Source organism: Methylobacterium sp. CM6247 (assembly GCF_054817925.1).
This window is the reverse complement of the sequence record NZ_JBTXKX010000003.1, coordinates 2,766,643-2,781,164: the sequence shown is the minus strand read 5'-3', so window position 1 is coordinate 2,781,164 and position 14,522 is coordinate 2,766,643. Positions and strand designations below refer to the sequence as shown.

At 67.5% G+C, this 14,522-nt stretch carries 13 protein-coding genes; 4 read left to right on the top strand and 9 right to left on the bottom strand.

Translation table 11 applies throughout. The features are described 5' to 3' along the window. Window positions 1-6: 6 nt before the first annotated feature. The gene (locus ACYQOP_RS14035; protein ID WP_461222749.1) at window positions 7-921 is read right to left on the bottom strand and encodes an alpha/beta hydrolase; all 915 of its coding nucleotides are present in this window, start codon (window positions 919-921) and stop codon (window positions 7-9) included. Between the two features lie 82 nt (window positions 922-1,003). Further along, complete coding sequence (locus ACYQOP_RS14030; RefSeq protein ID WP_461222748.1) at window positions 1,004-1,885, bottom strand: lytic transglycosylase domain-containing protein; 882 nt, start codon at window positions 1,883-1,885, stop codon at window positions 1,004-1,006. Window positions 1,886-1,998: 113 nt separating this feature from the next. Between ACYQOP_RS14030 and ACYQOP_RS14025 the strand changes: the two genes are divergently transcribed. Both ACYQOP_RS14025 and ACYQOP_RS14020 read left to right on the top strand, forming a co-directional pair. Further along, a complete protein-coding gene (locus ACYQOP_RS14025) occupies window positions 1,999-3,627 on the top strand; it encodes an ABC transporter ATP-binding protein (protein ID WP_461222747.1) in 1,629 nt (542 codons plus the stop codon). A gap of 14 nt (window positions 3,628-3,641) precedes the next feature. After that, window positions 3,642-4,862 (top strand): phosphopentomutase, encoded by a 1,221-nt coding sequence (locus ACYQOP_RS14020; protein ID WP_461222746.1) that lies wholly within the window; start codon window positions 3,642-3,644, stop codon window positions 4,860-4,862. 33 nt (window positions 4,863-4,895) lie between these two features. Here ACYQOP_RS14020 and ACYQOP_RS14015 read toward each other — a convergent pair whose 3' ends face one another. From ACYQOP_RS14015 to ACYQOP_RS13985, 7 genes are all read right to left on the bottom strand, one after another. After that, window positions 4,896-5,321 (bottom strand): acyl-CoA thioesterase, encoded by a 426-nt coding sequence (locus tag ACYQOP_RS14015; protein WP_311274889.1) that lies wholly within the window; start codon window positions 5,319-5,321, stop codon window positions 4,896-4,898. Between the two features lie 131 nt (window positions 5,322-5,452). Next, the gene (locus tag ACYQOP_RS14010; RefSeq protein WP_461222745.1) at window positions 5,453-5,977 is read right to left on the bottom strand and encodes a hypothetical protein; all 525 of its coding nucleotides are present in this window, start codon (window positions 5,975-5,977) and stop codon (window positions 5,453-5,455) included. A 222-nt stretch (window positions 5,978-6,199) separates the two neighbouring features. Further along, the gene (locus ACYQOP_RS14005) at window positions 6,200-7,978 is read right to left on the bottom strand and encodes an outer membrane protein assembly factor BamB family protein (RefSeq protein WP_461222744.1); all 1,779 of its coding nucleotides are present in this window, start codon (window positions 7,976-7,978) and stop codon (window positions 6,200-6,202) included. 32 nt (window positions 7,979-8,010) lie between these two features. Continuing rightward, on the bottom strand, window positions 8,011-8,571 hold the full coding sequence (locus ACYQOP_RS14000; RefSeq protein WP_461222743.1) for an ankyrin repeat domain-containing protein: 561 nt from the start codon (window positions 8,569-8,571) through the stop codon (window positions 8,011-8,013). A 29-nt stretch (window positions 8,572-8,600) separates the two neighbouring features. Continuing rightward, on the bottom strand, window positions 8,601-9,659 hold the full coding sequence (locus ACYQOP_RS13995; RefSeq protein ID WP_461225324.1) for an SDR family oxidoreductase: 1,059 nt from the start codon (window positions 9,657-9,659) through the stop codon (window positions 8,601-8,603). Window positions 9,660-9,787: 128 nt separating this feature from the next. Continuing rightward, window positions 9,788-10,618, bottom strand: a complete 831-nt coding sequence (locus ACYQOP_RS13990; RefSeq protein WP_461225322.1) for a transglutaminase-like domain-containing protein — start codon at window positions 10,616-10,618, stop codon at window positions 9,788-9,790. Window positions 10,619-10,830: 212 nt separating this feature from the next. Then, complete coding sequence (locus ACYQOP_RS13985; RefSeq protein ID WP_056424800.1) at window positions 10,831-11,331, bottom strand: VOC family protein; 501 nt, start codon at window positions 11,329-11,331, stop codon at window positions 10,831-10,833. A gap of 77 nt (window positions 11,332-11,408) precedes the next feature. Between ACYQOP_RS13985 and uvrB the strand changes: the two genes are divergently transcribed. Next, the gene (gene uvrB, locus ACYQOP_RS13980; RefSeq protein ID WP_461222741.1) at window positions 11,409-14,096 is read left to right on the top strand and encodes an excinuclease ABC subunit UvrB; all 2,688 of its coding nucleotides are present in this window, start codon (window positions 11,409-11,411) and stop codon (window positions 14,094-14,096) included. A 106-nt stretch (window positions 14,097-14,202) separates the two neighbouring features. Further along, window positions 14,203-14,502 (top strand): hypothetical protein, encoded by a 300-nt coding sequence (locus ACYQOP_RS13975; protein ID WP_461222740.1) that lies wholly within the window; start codon window positions 14,203-14,205, stop codon window positions 14,500-14,502. Window positions 14,503-14,522: the final 20 nt, after the last annotated feature.

Below are 14,522 nucleotides of genomic sequence, written 5' to 3'. Positions count from 1 at the left end.
GCTCGCCTAACGGTCCCACCGCGAGACCGAGCGAACGTGCTGTTGAGTGCCGGCATATTGCTTGAGGAATGTCGTCATTTCCGACAGTTCCGGCGCTTTCGAGCGGAAGGTGACCGAGAGGGCCAGAAGCGTGTCGGCATGGTCGAGGCCGGGATAGATCCGCTCCTGAACCGGCACCCGCACCGCGCGCAGTCGCGCCGCGAGGCTCTGGGTATTCTGCGGACGGACGATGGTGTCGTTGCCGCCCGTGGCCAGGAATGCGGGCGGTGAATGAGGACTGGCGAAGGTGATCGGCTGCGTCGCCGCGGGGTCGGGGGCCTGTCCGAACACGTCCCGTGAGGTGTCCTGGTCGAAAGGATGGAAGTCATAGGGGCCGGACAGACCGGCCACGGCCCGGATCACCTTCGGGTCGACGCCCGCCTTGCGCAGGTAGCGCGGATCGAGCCCGAGCATCAGGGCATTGTAGGCCCCGGCCGAATGGCCCGCGAGAACGATGCGGCGCGGGTCGCCGCCATATTCGGCGATGTTGTCGCGAACCCAGGCGATGGCGGCGGCGCCGTCATCGAGGAAGTCGGGGAACCGCACTTCCGGATAGACCCGGTAATCGGGGATGACGGTGACGAAACCCTGGGCCGCCAGGGCCTGACCGACGAATTCGTAATCGTCCTTCGCGCCCGATTTCCACGAGCCGCCATAGAAGAAGACCAGCACCGTCGCATCCGCCGCGCCGCCGACGGGCGTGAAGACATCGAGGCGTTGCCGCGGATGGGTGCCGAAGGCGACGCTCTTCTGGGCGAGCCGGCCGCCCTGGTCGCGCGGACCAATGGCATCGAAGAGGGCGAGGGGCGAACAGGCCGTGACCCCGAAGGCGGCCAGTGCGAGGCAGGCGAGAGTGGCGAAGGCGGCGAAGGCGCGGGTCATGCATCTCTCAAACGGGGAAACGAAGACCCGAATGACACGTGCCGCACGGCGGATTCATGACCGGAAAAAGGGTTTTTCGGATTCAGGTGCGCAGCACGATGCAGGCGCCCCCGACCTTCCGGATGCGGCCGCACAGGATATCGCCCGCCGCCCGGCTCTCGGCCGGGATGCGGATCCGGTAGAAGGCACGCGTGCCGCGACTGCGCAGGCGCGTCCCGATGATCATCGGCCGCACCTCGCCGATCACCCCGGCATAGAGCTTCCGGGTGCGGGAGAAGCTCTGGAGGGCGAGGGATTTCGAGAAATTCCCGGCGAGCTGAATGCCCCACGGGGCAGCCGGCCCCTCGTTGCCGCCGAGGGCGAAGCGATCGCCGCGTGAGGGAATCCGCAAAGCGGCGGTGACCTGCAGGCAGGTCTTCGGCGCTTCGGCCATCGATGCTTCCTTCTTGGGGGCATCAGACTCTCCGTCGGCTCCGTTGACGGCCGCGCCTCCGCGCCAATCCTCGGCCGGCGCGCCGGTGATCGCCATCACGTAGGCGCGCGTCTCGGCAGGCAGGCCGCCCGTTCCGGCGAGCCAGCCCGAGACCCGGCCCGCGCCGCCATTATAGGCCGCAGCCGCGAGGCCGAGATTGCCGAACTGGCGATTGAGATCGGCGAGGAGATGGGCGGCGTGGGGGATCGCCTGTTCGGGATCGAACGGGTCGGTCAGTCCGCGCTCACGTGCCGTTCCCGGCATGAACTGCGCGACGCCCTGCGCACCGACCGGGCTCACGGCCGTGACGCGAAAACTGCTTTCCCGCCAGATCAGCCGCGTCAGGAACGGCACGGGCAGGCCGCGCACCCTGGCCGAATCCTCGATCAGGCGGCAGAGCGCCTGCTCCACGGTTTCCGTCGCCACCTCGGCCGAGGCCGGCGCGGCGGCGAGGAAACAACAGGCGAGGATCAGGCTGCGGAGGGATGTCACGGGGCGTTTGTAATGCGGTCTGGCGCCGGATCAATCGCCGTTCGCCGATCTCATCGCGCCGCGCTATAAGAACCTCGGCTTTCCCAATCCGCGGACCCGGTGCCCTTCCCTCGATGACTGACACGCTGCTCGACGTCCAAGACCTGTCGGTCGCCTTTCGCTCGCGTGAGCGTGAGACGCTGGCGGTGGATCGCGTGAGCTTCACGATCCACAGGGGCGAGACGGTGGCCCTGGTGGGCGAGTCCGGGTCGGGCAAGTCGGTGACGGCCCTGTCGATCCTGCGTCTCCTCGATGGCAGCGCCGTCCATCCCGGCGGTCGCATCCTGTTCAAGGGACGGGACATTCTGGCCTTGCCGGAGCCGGAGCTGCGCAAGATCCGTGGTGCCGACATCACCATGGTGTTCCAGGAGCCGATGACCTCGCTCAATCCTCTGCACACGATCCAGCGGCAGATCGGCGAGGTTCTGGAGATCCATCGCGGCCTGTCCGGCCGCAAGGCCCGCGCCCGCATCCTCGAATTGCTCGAACTCGTCGGCGTCCGCGACGCCGAGCGGCGCATGGGCGCCTATCCGCACGAATTGTCCGGCGGCCAGCGCCAGCGCGTCATGATCGCCATGGCGCTCGCCTGCGAGCCGGACCTTCTGGTGGCGGACGAGCCGACCACCGCCCTCGACGTCACCGTTCAGGCGCAGATCCTCACGCTCCTGGCCGATCTGCAGAAGCGCCTCGGCATGTCGATGCTGTTCATCACCCACGATCTCGGCATCGTGCAGCGCATCGCCTCGCGGGTCTGCGTGATGCTCGCCGGCCGCATCGTCGAAGCGGGGCCGGTGGACGAGATCTTCGCCAAGCCCAAACACGAATATACCCAGCGCCTGCTCGCCTCCGAGCCGAAGGGGCGCGCCAACCCGGTGGCGGACGACGCTCCGCGCCTGTTGGAAGCCGGCCCGCTCAAGGTGTGGTTCCCGGTCCGCGAGGGGCTTCTCCGGCGCACGACCTTCCATGTGAAGGCGGTGGATGGCGTGTCCCTCGCCGTCCGCGAGGGAGAGACGATCGGGATCGTCGGGGAATCCGGATCGGGTAAGACCACTCTGGGGCTCGCCCTGCTGCGCCTCACCGGCAGCGAGGGTCCTATCGTCTTCCTCGGCCAATCCATTGCCGGGCTCGGCCCCGGACCGATGCGACCGTTCCGGCGCGACATGCAGGTGGTCTTCCAGGACCCTTACGGCTCGCTCTCGCCGCGCATGACGGTGGCCGACATCGTCGCCGAGGGCCTCGTCGTGCAGGGGGCGGTGACGTCGCGCACCGAGCGGCGCGCCGTGGTCGCCAAGGCACTGACCGATGTCGGTCTCGATCCGGCGACGATGGATCGCTACCCGCACGAATTTTCCGGCGGCCAGCGCCAGCGCATCGCCATCGCCCGCGCCATGGTGCTGAAACCGCGCTTCGTCGTCCTCGACGAACCGACCTCGGCCCTCGATCGGTCGGTTCAGGCTCAGATCGTCACCCTGCTCCGCGACCTGCAGAAGGAGCGCAAGCTCGCCTACCTCTTCATCAGTCACGATCTCAAGGTCGTGCGCGCGCTGGCGAACTACGTGCTGGTGATGCAGAACGGCAAGGTCGTGGAGGAAGGCCCGGCGGAGGCCATCTTCGCCCGGCCGCAGACCGAGTACACGAAGGCCCTGTTCGCTGCCGCCTTCGATCTCAACAGCGCCACCACCGAAGACGTGGTCCCGGCCTGAACACGACGAGACCCATGGCGCGCGTCTTTCTCATCGTCCTCGATTCGGTCGGCATCGGCGGAGGGCCGGACGCTGCCCGCTACGGCGACGAGGGCTCGGACACGCTCGGCCATATCGCGGAATCCTGCGCCGCCGGGGCGGGCGATCGCGCGGGCCTGCGAGCCGGCCCCCTCGCTCTGCCGAACCTGACGCGTCTCGGCCTCGGTCTCGCCGCCGAGGGGGCGAGCGGCCGCATCCCGCCCGGGCTCGAGCCATCCGGTCCGGTCGATGGGGCCTACGGACATGCCGTCGAGACCGCGCCCGGCAAGGACACACCCTCCGGCCATTGGGAGATCGCGGGCGCCCCCGTCACCGAGGAATGGGGCTACTTCCCCGACAGGGTGCCGGCCTTCCCCGCCGCCCTCACCCAAACGCTGATCGAACGGGGCGAACTCCCCGGTATCCTCGGCGATTGCCACGCCGCCGGCATCCCGATCGTCGAGCGTCTCGGGGCAGAGCACGTCCGGACGGGCAAGCCGATCTGCTACACTTCGGCCGACAGCGTCTTCCAGATCGCCGCTCACGAGGAGACGTTCGGGCTGGACCGGCTCTACGAGCTTTGTCGGATCGCCCGCGAGATCTGCGACCCCTACCGGATCGGCCGGGTCATCGCCCGCCCCTTCCTCGGCTCGGAGGAGAGCGGTTTCCGGCGTACCCCGAACCGCAAGGATTTCGCCACGCAGCCGCCGGGCGAAACCCTCCTCGACCGCCTGAGCGAGCGGGGACGCCCTGTGGTCAGCGTCGGCAAGATCGGCGACATCTTCGCCCACCGCGCCACGGGCCGCGAGATCAAGGCCGCCGGCAACGTTGCCTGCCTCGATGCGGCGCTGGCCGCGTTCCGCACCCTCCCCGAGGGCGGGCTGGTCTTCCTGAACCTGGTCGATTTCGACACGGAATACGGCCACCGCCGCGATGTGCCCGGCTACGCCACCGAGCTGGAGCGTTTCGATGCGCGTGTGCCCGAGATCCATGCGGTGCTCGAGGCGGGTGATGTCTGCATCGTCACCGCCGACCACGGCAACGACCCGACATGGTCGGGGACGGAGCATACCCGCGAGCAGGTGCCGGTCCTGGCCTTCGGTCCCGGTCTCGGCGCCCGGTCACTCGGGCGTAGGGAGACCTTCGCGGATATCGGCGCCTCCATCGCCCGACATCTCGACGTCGGCGAATTGGGACGCGGCACGTCGTGGTGGTGAGACTTTCCCACTCGAACAGGGTGGGATCGAAACTCAGACCTCCCAGGTCTCTTCCACCTCAGGCGGGATCGGCCTCGGGCGGCGGTCGCTGCCGATGGCGACGAAGGTGAACAGGCCTTCCGTCACCTTCATCGTAGTCTCGCTCTCGCGTTCGCGGCGCCAGACCTCGACCTGGATGCGAAGCGAGGTGCGGCCGACCTTCACGATCCAGGCATAGATGCTGACCTCGTCGCCGACGATGACCGGGCGATGGAAGGTCATGGCATCCACGGAGATCGTGGCGCAGCGGCCCCGCGCTCGCCGCGCGGCGACGTTACCCGCTGCCAGATCCATCTGCCCCATCAGCCATCCGCCGAAAATATCCCCGGCCGGATTGGTGTCCGCGGGCATCGCGATCGTGCGGACCACGGGGGAGCCGCGGTCGGTGGGCTGTCGTGGCTCGGAAACATCGGTCGACATGGGGTGGTGCGGTCTCTTGTGATCTCGGTTCTGCCAATGCAAGCGGCGCGCCGCCTGTGTCGTCCTGTCACATCCGGCCGGGCGCGAACAGGTGACACGCTTGAAGGGTGACGGCGGTCGTCACGCCTTCATCACAGTCCGGACCGTCCCGTTCCTCCCGGCGGCGGCGAAGGCGGGCGCCTGCGCAGCATCACCGCCCCGCCCGCCAGCAGCGCGATGCAGAGCAGGGCGTAGGGCAGGCCCAACAGCAGTAGGAAGAACCCGGCACTCGCCTCGCCACCACTGGCACCACCGGAATTTCGGTCGAGAAGCCAGCCCAGGACGCCCGTGACCGCCAGGAGGACGATGCCGTTCAGGAGGATGGCGCCCCCGACGGCGAGGCAGCCCCAGCCTATGCGTCGACGCTCGTCGCCCACGCGGGCAAGGAGAAGCGTCACGGCGATCACCACGCTGGCCTGAAGACCGATGGAAAGGAAGGGCAGCATGTCTACCGCCGGTCCCGGCCAGGTTATGGCGGCATCCCGCATGCCCGGGTTGGGCCGGACCATCATACCGATGAGGGCCGTCAGGGCGGGAAAGATCACCCCGCCGATCGCCCAGCCCACGAACAGGCCGAAGACGCTACTGATGACCCATCGCCGGGTGTTCGGGTTCATGCCGTCACTTCCTGCCGCCGGGCAAATACGATTGGCCCCGCTATCGACGACAGCACGCTACTCGCACGCCGTCTACGCGATGATAGCGATCCTCGACCCCCTATCACGACGGTCAACCATCGTGCTGGCCAAGTTTGTGGGGGGGAGCATGTCCGGCAGGGAGTCGATGACGGAGGCGCTCCTCGGCCCGTCGAGGCGGACATGCGAAGTGACGAGATATCGTCAGTCCGGCAGGGCGAACACGACGAGCGCGTCGCCGGTGCCGAAACCCGAGCCCTTGGTGAACGAGGCTCCGCCGGCCGCCACGGCCACGTATTGCCGGCCGTCCAGCGAATAAGTGATCGGCGGCCCGCCGATCCCGGCACCGCACTGGAACCGCCACAGCATCGTGCCCGTCGCTGCGTCATGGGCGTCGAGATGGCCGTCCTCCTCGCCGGAGAAGACCAGACCGCTGGCGGTGGCGAGCGTGCCGCCCGAAAGGCGGCTTCCCGCCTTCACCGACCATTTGATCGCGCCGCCCTTGGCGAGGTCGATGGCCGTGAGTGTGCTGAAGGACGGCTCTCCCTTCGCCTCGCTCGTTTCGGTGAAACGGATCTGCGGCCTGCCGGCCGCGGCGGGAACAGTCCTCACCGTGTAGGTCGTCGCGCCGTGACGGACTTGGGCATAGGCCATGCTCGTCGTCGGATCGAAGGCGACCGGATGCCAGGAGATCGCCCCGAGGGGGCCGGGGCTGACGACGGTTCCGGTCTCGGTGGGCGGTGCGTAGAGGTTCTTCTGCGTAGTGAGCGGCGCGGACTTGCCGAGGAGCGCGCCGGTCGCCCGGTCGTGGACGTACAGCCAGCCGGTTTTGCTTGCTTCGGCGACCGCCTTCACCGGACCTTGGGGCGTCGCGTAATCGAGCAGGAAGGGCGGGCTCGCGACGTCGTAGCCCCATTCGTCATGGGGGACCTGCTGGGAATACCAGCGCAGCTTTCCGGTCTTCACATCGAGTGCCACGAGGCTCATCGTGTAGAGGTTGTCGCCCGGCCGCGAGAGGCCGAAATTCTGCGGCGCGGGGTTGCCGGTGCCGACATAGATCAGGCCGAGATCGGCATCGTAGGCCGGGGTCATCCAGAGCGAGCCGCCGCCGACCTTCCAGGCCTCCCTGTGCCGGGGCGCGGCCGCCTTCTCGGCGGCGATGTCGCGATTGAGCGGCACCCCATCGGCGGTCTTCTCGACGAAGCCGCCTTCCCAACCGTCCTCCTTGGTGACGTACCAGCGCCAGCGCTCCTCGCCGGTGGCGGCATCGTAGGCGGCGAGCCAGCCGCGCCGGCCGTATCCGCCCTCGATCCCGACCACAGCGCCGCCGTCGAGCCCGCCCTTTTCGTCCTCCACGTGGAGGCCGTAGCCGGCACCGGCCACGCCGACGATGACCAGTCCGTCGGCCACTAGGGGCGGCATCTTGAAACCGAGCCGGCTCGAACCCTGGATCGCGCCCGCGCCCAGCGTTCCCGCAAGATCAGAGGCGGTCTCCGACTCGCCCTCCTCAGGGCGGACGGCCTCGTGGTCCCACAGGACCTTGCCGGTCTTGGCGTCGAGGGCGATGACCCGCCCGTCCATGGTCGCCTCGAAGACCTTGCCGCCCGAGACCGCGACACCGCGATTCGAGGGCGGCCCGAAAATCTTCTCCGTCCGGGCCTTGTGGGTGTAGGTCCAGATCACCCGCCCGGTCTTCGCCTCCAGGGCGGCGACGTGGTTCTGCGTGGTGGAGACGTACATCACGCCGTCCACCACCACCGGCTCGGCCTGGAAGTAGCCGGTGATCCCGGTCTGGAAGATCCAGGCCGGGCGCAGCTTGGCGACGTTGCCCCGGTCTATGACTGTCAGCGGCGAGAAATGCCGGTTGGTATGGTCGCGGCCGAACATCGGCCATTCCTCGGCACGCGCTCCCGGGGAGATTGCCAGGGCGCCTACCATCAGCGGAAAGACGGAGCGGCGGACCATCGCCAATGACTTGATCATCCCGTCACGCCCCATCCATCGATCGGTTGGCTTCAGTCGACGCTCAGCCGGGCGAGCCGGATGGCCGCCTCGAGCTGGAACGGCGTGTCGGCGGCGTTCATGGAACGGGCGAGATCCGCGGCATTCTGCCCGTTGCCGTCGCGCCTGGCCGGGTCGGCACCCCGCGCCAGCAGGAGTTCCACCATCTCGGTGCGGTTGAACATGGCCGCCGTCATCAGCGCGGTGCGCGTGCCGGTTCCGGTACCGTCGATAGTGGCGCCCTTCTCCAGCAGTAGCTCGACGATGGCCATGTCGCCCTTGAAGGCGGCGCCGGCGAGCGGCGTCTGCCCCCGGTCGTTGGAGAGCTCGGGGTCGCCACCGTTGTCGAGGATGAGGCGCGTGGTCTCGACCTGCCCGTTATAGGCGGCCAGCATCAGCAGGCTGTCGCCCTTGTCATTGAGGAGGTTCGCCGGGAGTCCCTGAGCGAACAGCTCTTCGAGCTCGTCCACATGCCCTGCCCGCGCATATTGGAAGACCCGGCCCGCGAAGGCCAGGGTCTCCGAGTCGAGTTCGGGAAGCGCAGGGTTGGGCGAAGCCGGCGTTTCGGATTGCATCGTCACTTTCTGTCTCAGTGAATGCTGTGTCAGGGAATGACTTTTTCGGTCCGCAACCGGCCGAACAGGTCGAGGAAACTGTCGTCGCTGGGCTGATAATCGAGGAAGCCGAGCCGGCGGCTGCGCGCCATGTCGGTGACCACCTCGATCGGTCGGCCGAGATCCGCATCGGTGTGCCATGCGGAGGCGAGACGGTCGAGGTCGGACTCGACCAACCCGTGGCGTTGAGCCAGATCCCTCCAGACCGGCCCGTCCTTGGCCATCTGCTCTTCGAGGGGCGTCGCCGCACCCGGATAGGGCGCCGGCTCCAGGCCGAACCATTCCGCGATGCGGCCCCACATCCACGACCAGCGGAAGACGTCGCCGTTGACCACATTGAACGCGGTGTTCGCCGCGGCGGGATCGGTAGAGGCCCAGGCGAGATGACGGGCCAGCAGCCGCGCGTCGGTGACGTCGGTCAGGCCGTTCCATTGCTGCGGTGAGCCCGGGAACAGGAACGGGCGTCCGGTCTCTCGACAGAGGGAGGCGTAGACGGCCAGCGTCACGCCCATGTTCATGGCGTTGCCGAGGGCATAGCCGACGATGGTGTGCGGACGGTGCACGCTCCAGCCAAAACCCTGGCGCTTGGCGGCAGCGAAAACCTCATCCTCCTGTACGTAGTAGAAATTCTCCACCGGCAGGCGGTCCTGGTCCTCGCGGAACGGCGTCTGCGGCAGCGTGCCCTTCCCGTAAGCTTCGAAGGGCCCGAGATAATGCTTGAGGCCGGTCACCAGGGCCACGTGGCGCAACGGAGCCGCTTGCAGCGCGTCGAGGAGGTTGCGCACCATGGCGCCATTGACGCGGCAATTCTCGGCTTCGGTCGCCTGTCGCATCCAGGTGGTGATGAAGACATGTGTCGGCGCCAGGTCCGACAAGGCCGCCCGCAGGGAGGCGGGATCGGTCAGGTCCGCCGTCACCGGGGTCACGCCCTCGATATCCACGGGCCGGCGCGCCAGGCCCAGTACGTTCCAGCCCTCGGCGACGAGGTGACGGGCGAGGTTGTTGCCGACGATGCCGCTCGCACCGGCGATGAGCGCCGTACCCTTGATCCTGTCCGACATGCTGTCTCCAATAGAGATGCATTCCTCCTCGGCCCATCCGATGGAGGGACCGGCCGAGGAGGGAATGTGTCTATCGGAACGCGGGAGGCCGGATGTCGATCCGGCGCGGATCCGCTTCAGGCGATGGGCGTCAACTCGCCGGTCTCGCTGATCTCGTCGGTATGCACGTCAAAGCTGGCGAGCAGGGCCGTGCTGAAGCTCGTGGAGATCGCCACGTCGGTGGCGTCGCGGCCTCGCGCGATGAGGATGCGGCCGATGCGGCGCTTGTTGTTGCGGGCGTCGAAGGTGAACCAGCGCCCGTCGAGATAGACTTCGAGCCAGGCCGAGAAGTCGCCCGGCGGCACCACGGGCACGCCGATATCGCCGAGATAGCCGGTGCAGTAGCGGGCCGGGATGTTCATGCATCGGCAGAAGGCGACGGCGAGATGCGTGAAATCGCGGCAGACGCCGATCTTTTGCGTATAGGCTTCGAAAGCCGTGCGGGTGGCGTCCGCCTGCTGGTAATCGAACTTGATGTGCCGGTGCACGAAATCGTGGATCGCCTGGACCCGTGCCCAACCCTCGGGTGTGGTGCCGAAGAGACCCCAGGCGATGTTCGAGAGCTTGTCGGTCTCACAATAGCGGCTGCCGAGCAGGAACGGCATGACGTCGTCCGGGAGATCCTGCACCGGATACTGTTTCGCATCGGGCACGAGTTCGTCGAGCTCGCCGGAATCCTCGATCAAGAAATCGGCCGACACCGTGATCCGGCCACAGGGGGCGAGGATGCGGGTGCAGACGTTGCCGAACGGATCGAGGTAGCTGTGGGCCTCCACCGGCGGCTCGATCGTCATCGTTTCCGGCGTCAGCAGATCACCGGCCCTGGATGGGTGGACGTTGAGCATCAGGGTGATCGGCGTCGGGCCGAACGTGTCGTAGCCGATCGTGTAGCCGGTCCGGATTTTCATGGGGTCGCTCGCATCGGGCAAAGGGGGGCGCGGCTCGTCTCCACCCGCCGCCGCCCTGCGCCCGAGACCGTGGGCCTCGAGCGAGCGGGTGGCGTCGAGGCGGCGACGATCTGGTGCCGCCATGCCCGCCTCGGCCGCTCCCGTTCGAGAGCGGTATCGTCTCGTCACTGGTTAGCACACGGAAAGGTTGCCACCTAACGTTTTGGTGCTCCTCAGGTTTCATCCAGGGCGGCCCGGAGATCGGCGAGGTCGAGGCGGCGGGTGAACATGGTGAGGCCACCCTCGGCATCGCGCGGCCATTCCGCTTCCGGCCTGTCCCTGTACAGTTCGACCCCGTTCATGTCCGGGTCGCGCAGGTACAGTGCCTCGCTCACACCGTGGTCGCTGGCCCCGTCGAGGGCGATGCCGGCCGCGTCGAGACGCTGCAGGGCATCGGCGAGGGAGGCGCGGGTCGGATAGAGGATTGCGAGGTGGAACAGGCCGGTCGTACCGGGCGGCGGCGGGCTGCCGCCTTCGCTCTCCCAGGTGTTGAGCCCGATATGGTGGTGGTAATCCCCCGCCGCGATGAAGGCGGCCTGGGTGCCGTAGCGAGCCTTGAGGGAGAATCCGAGCACGCCGCAATAGAAGGCAAGAGCCCGGTCGAGATCGGCGACCTTGAGATGGACATGGCCGATCCGCGCCTGCGGATGGATCGGGTTCGACGTCGTCGTCATGATGGGTCTCGCTCCTGATTGGCGCGAAGCGATGGGCCGCCCTTTCCCCTTTCGTTCCGCGGGGCCATATTCCACCCATGCCTCCTGCGAACAAACCCCGCGTCTCCTCGGCGAAGGCTTCGAAGCCCGAGCTGAAACCGCTCGACGAGCACCTGGCGGCCCTGCTGAGCCCCGCGCTCAACCGTAACCGGCTGCCCGCCGTCGAGAATCCTGCGCCGTCGGCTCCGCCGAAGAAGCCCGGCAGGCCCAAGAAAGCCGCATCGCCGCCCGGCGGTTTCGGTGAAGCGCCGCAGGCCGGGTTCACCCTCGGCGACGCGGCCGAGGTCGACCCACGCCTCGCCCAAGCGCTGGGGATCACGCCGCCGGAAGACGGTCCGGCACCCGAGGCGCTGGCGAACGAGGATGAGGGGTCGCTGGCCACCGACGGCGTATCCGCCACGGTGGATGCCCTCTCGCGCCTCCTCACCGAGGGCAACCCGCTGTTCCGGGACGGCAAGACCTGGGCGCCGCATCGCCCGGAGCGGCCGAAGAAATCCGAGGGCGGCCTCGCCTTCACGTTGAAATCCGAGTTCGAACCGGCGGGCGACCAGCCGCGCGCCATCGCCGAACTGGTGGAGGGGGTGAACAAGAACGAGCGCGATCAGGTGCTGCTCGGCGTCACCGGCTCCGGCAAGACCTTCACCATGGCCAAGATCATCGAGGCGACGCAGCGCCCCGCCCTGATCCTGGCACCGAACAAGACCCTGGCGGCGCAGCTCTACGGCGAGTTCAAGAGCTTCTTCCCCGACAACGCGGTGGAGTATTTCGTCTCCTACTACGATTACTACCAGCCCGAGGCCTACGTGCCGCGCTCCGACACGTTCATCGAGAAGGAATCCTCGATCAACGAGCAGATCGACCGGATGCGCCACTCGGCCACCCGCGCTCTGCTCGAGCGCGACGACGTCATCATCGTCGCCTCGGTCTCGTGCATCTACGGTATCGGCTCGGTGGAGACCTACACCGCCATGTCGTTCACGGTGTCGCTGAACGAGCGGATCGAGCAGCGCCAACTGGTCGCCGACCTCGTGGCGCTCCAATACAAGCGCATCCAGTCCGATTTCGCCCGCGGCACCTTCCGGGTGCGCGGCGACGTGATCGAACTCTGGCCCGCCCACTTGGAGGATCGCGGCTGGCGCATCGGCCTGTTCGGCGACGAGATCGAGTCGATCACCGAATTCGATCCGCTTACCGGGAAGAAGATCAATGACCTGAAATTCGTGAAGGTCTACGCCAACTCGCACTACGTCACGCCGCGTCCGACCCTCCAGCAGGCGATCAAGGGCATCAAGACCGAGCTGAAGCTGCGTGTCGACGAGCTGACCAAGATGGGCCGGCTCATCGAGGCGCAGCGGATCGAGCAGCGCTGCACCTTCGATATCGAGATGATCGAGGCGACGGGCGCCTGCAACGGCATCGAGAACTATTCGCGCTACCTCACCGGCCGCAAGCCCGGCGAGCCGCCGCCGACGCTGTTCGAATACCTGCCCGACAATGCCATCGTCTTCACCGACGAGAGCCACGTCACGGTTCCGCAGATCGGCGGCATGTACAAGGGCGACTTTCGCCGCAAGGCGACGCTGGCCGAATACGGTTTCCGCCTGCCCTCCTGCCTCGACAACCGCCCGCTCCGTTTCGAGGAATGGGACGCCATGCGACCGCAATCGGTCCACGTCTCGGCGACACCGGCAAAATGGGAGATGGAGCAGACCGGCGGCGTCTTCGCCGAGCAGGTCATCCGCCCCACCGGCCTCGTCGATCCGGTGATCGAGATTCGCCCTGCCCGTTCGCAGGTCGACGATCTGCTGGGCGAAGTGCGCGAGGTGGCTCAGGCCGGCTACCGCACGCTGGTGACGACGCTGACCAAGCGCATGGCCGAGGATCTCACCGAGTATCTACACGAGAACAGCGTCCGCGTGCGCTACATGCACTCGGACATCGACACGCTGGAACGGATCGAGATCATCCGTGACCTGCGGCTCGGCGCGTTCGACGTGCTCATCGGCATCAACCTGCTGCGCGAGGGCCTCGACATCCCCGAATGCGCCCTCGTGGCGATCCTCGACGCCGACAAGGAAGGCTTTCTGCGTTCCGAGACCTCGCTGATCCAGACCATCGGCCGCGCCGCGCGTAATGCCGACGCTCGCTGCATTCTCTACGCGGACAACATCACCGGCTCGATGGAACGGGCCATGGCGGAGACCGAGCGCCGCCGCCAGAAGCAACTCGCCTATAACGAGGAGCACGGCATCACGCCGCAGAGCGTGAAGCGCGGCATCTCCGACATTCTCAGCAGCGTGTTCGAGGGCGACCACGTCCAGGTCGATACCGGTCTGGCCAAGAACGCGGCCACGATCGGCCACAACTTCAAGGCCGTCATGGCCGACCTCGAGAAGCGCATGCGCACGGCCGCCGCCGATCTCGATTTCGAGGAAGCGGCGCGCCTGCGCGACGAGCTGAAGCGCCTCCAGGCGACGGAGCTTCTGCTTTCCGACGACCCTATGGCGCGCCAGGGTGACGTGGAGCGCGATGCCGGAAAGTACGGCGCGAAGCGGAGTCGTATCTCGAAGCCGAGCCTCGACAATATGGGCCCGGGCACCGACCGCGAATTACCCGTGGGAGGCGAAGCGCCGCTCTGGGCCGAGCGCCCGAAGGCGCGCTCGACCCAGGGGCTCGGCGGCCAGAAGCCGAAATACAAGGGCGGCGGCGGGCGCAAGCGCGACTGAAACCCGCACCGGCGTCGGAACCCCCGGCCTAGGCTCGGGCTTGGAGAAGCATGTGACGGCGCCCGAACCCGGGCGCCCCCGTGCCTCGAACCGACGGAGCAATCCCATGCGCAAGGAACCTCTCATCCGGGCGAACCTGCTCCTCGCTGCCGGCATCTTCCTGGTGCAGACCGCGCCTGCCCAGGCAATCTCCGATCGCCGCGACCAACCGACGGCCGCCGACGTGCCGTCGGAAACCCGATCCGGCGAGACATCCGGTTCGAAGCCCATCGGCGACGTGAAGCCGCCGAGCGCCATCCGCCCCACGACGGCTGTGACCGAGGATGACGGCAAGTCGTCTCGGACCAACCCGCTCGATCATCTGCCCGCGCGCGACCGCGCCGGGACCGGCGGACGCCGGGAATAGAATTCGCCGTCAAGGCTCGC

Bases quoted from the DNA above. Each gene is read 5' to 3' on its own strand.
- ACYQOP_RS14035 (WP_461222749.1), bottom strand. From the start codon at position 921: ATGACCCGCGCCTTCGCCGCCTTCGCCACTCTCGCCTGCCTCGCACTG.
- ACYQOP_RS14020 (WP_461222746.1), top strand. From the start codon at position 3,642: ATGGCGCGCGTCTTTCTCATCGTCCTCGATTCGGTCGGCATCGGCGGA.
- ACYQOP_RS14015 (WP_311274889.1), bottom strand. From the start codon at position 5,321: ATGTCGACCGATGTTTCCGAGCCACGACAGCCCACCGACCGCGGCTCC.
- ACYQOP_RS14025 (WP_461222747.1), top strand. From the start codon at position 1,999: ATGACTGACACGCTGCTCGACGTCCAAGACCTGTCGGTCGCCTTTCGC.
- ACYQOP_RS13975 (WP_461222740.1), top strand. From the start codon at position 14,203: ATGCGCAAGGAACCTCTCATCCGGGCGAACCTGCTCCTCGCTGCCGGC.
- ACYQOP_RS14000 (WP_461222743.1), bottom strand. From the start codon at position 8,571: ATGCAATCCGAAACGCCGGCTTCGCCCAACCCTGCGCTTCCCGAACTC.
- ACYQOP_RS14005 (WP_461222744.1), bottom strand. From the start codon at position 7,978: ATGATCAAGTCATTGGCGATGGTCCGCCGCTCCGTCTTTCCGCTGATG.
- ACYQOP_RS13990 (WP_461225322.1), bottom strand. From the start codon at position 10,618: ATGAAAATCCGGACCGGCTACACGATCGGCTACGACACGTTCGGCCCG.
- ACYQOP_RS14010 (WP_461222745.1), bottom strand. From the start codon at position 5,977: ATGAACCCGAACACCCGGCGATGGGTCATCAGTAGCGTCTTCGGCCTG.
- ACYQOP_RS13985 (WP_056424800.1), bottom strand. From the start codon at position 11,331: ATGACGACGACGTCGAACCCGATCCATCCGCAGGCGCGGATCGGCCAT.
- uvrB (WP_461222741.1), top strand. From the start codon at position 11,409: ATGCCTCCTGCGAACAAACCCCGCGTCTCCTCGGCGAAGGCTTCGAAG.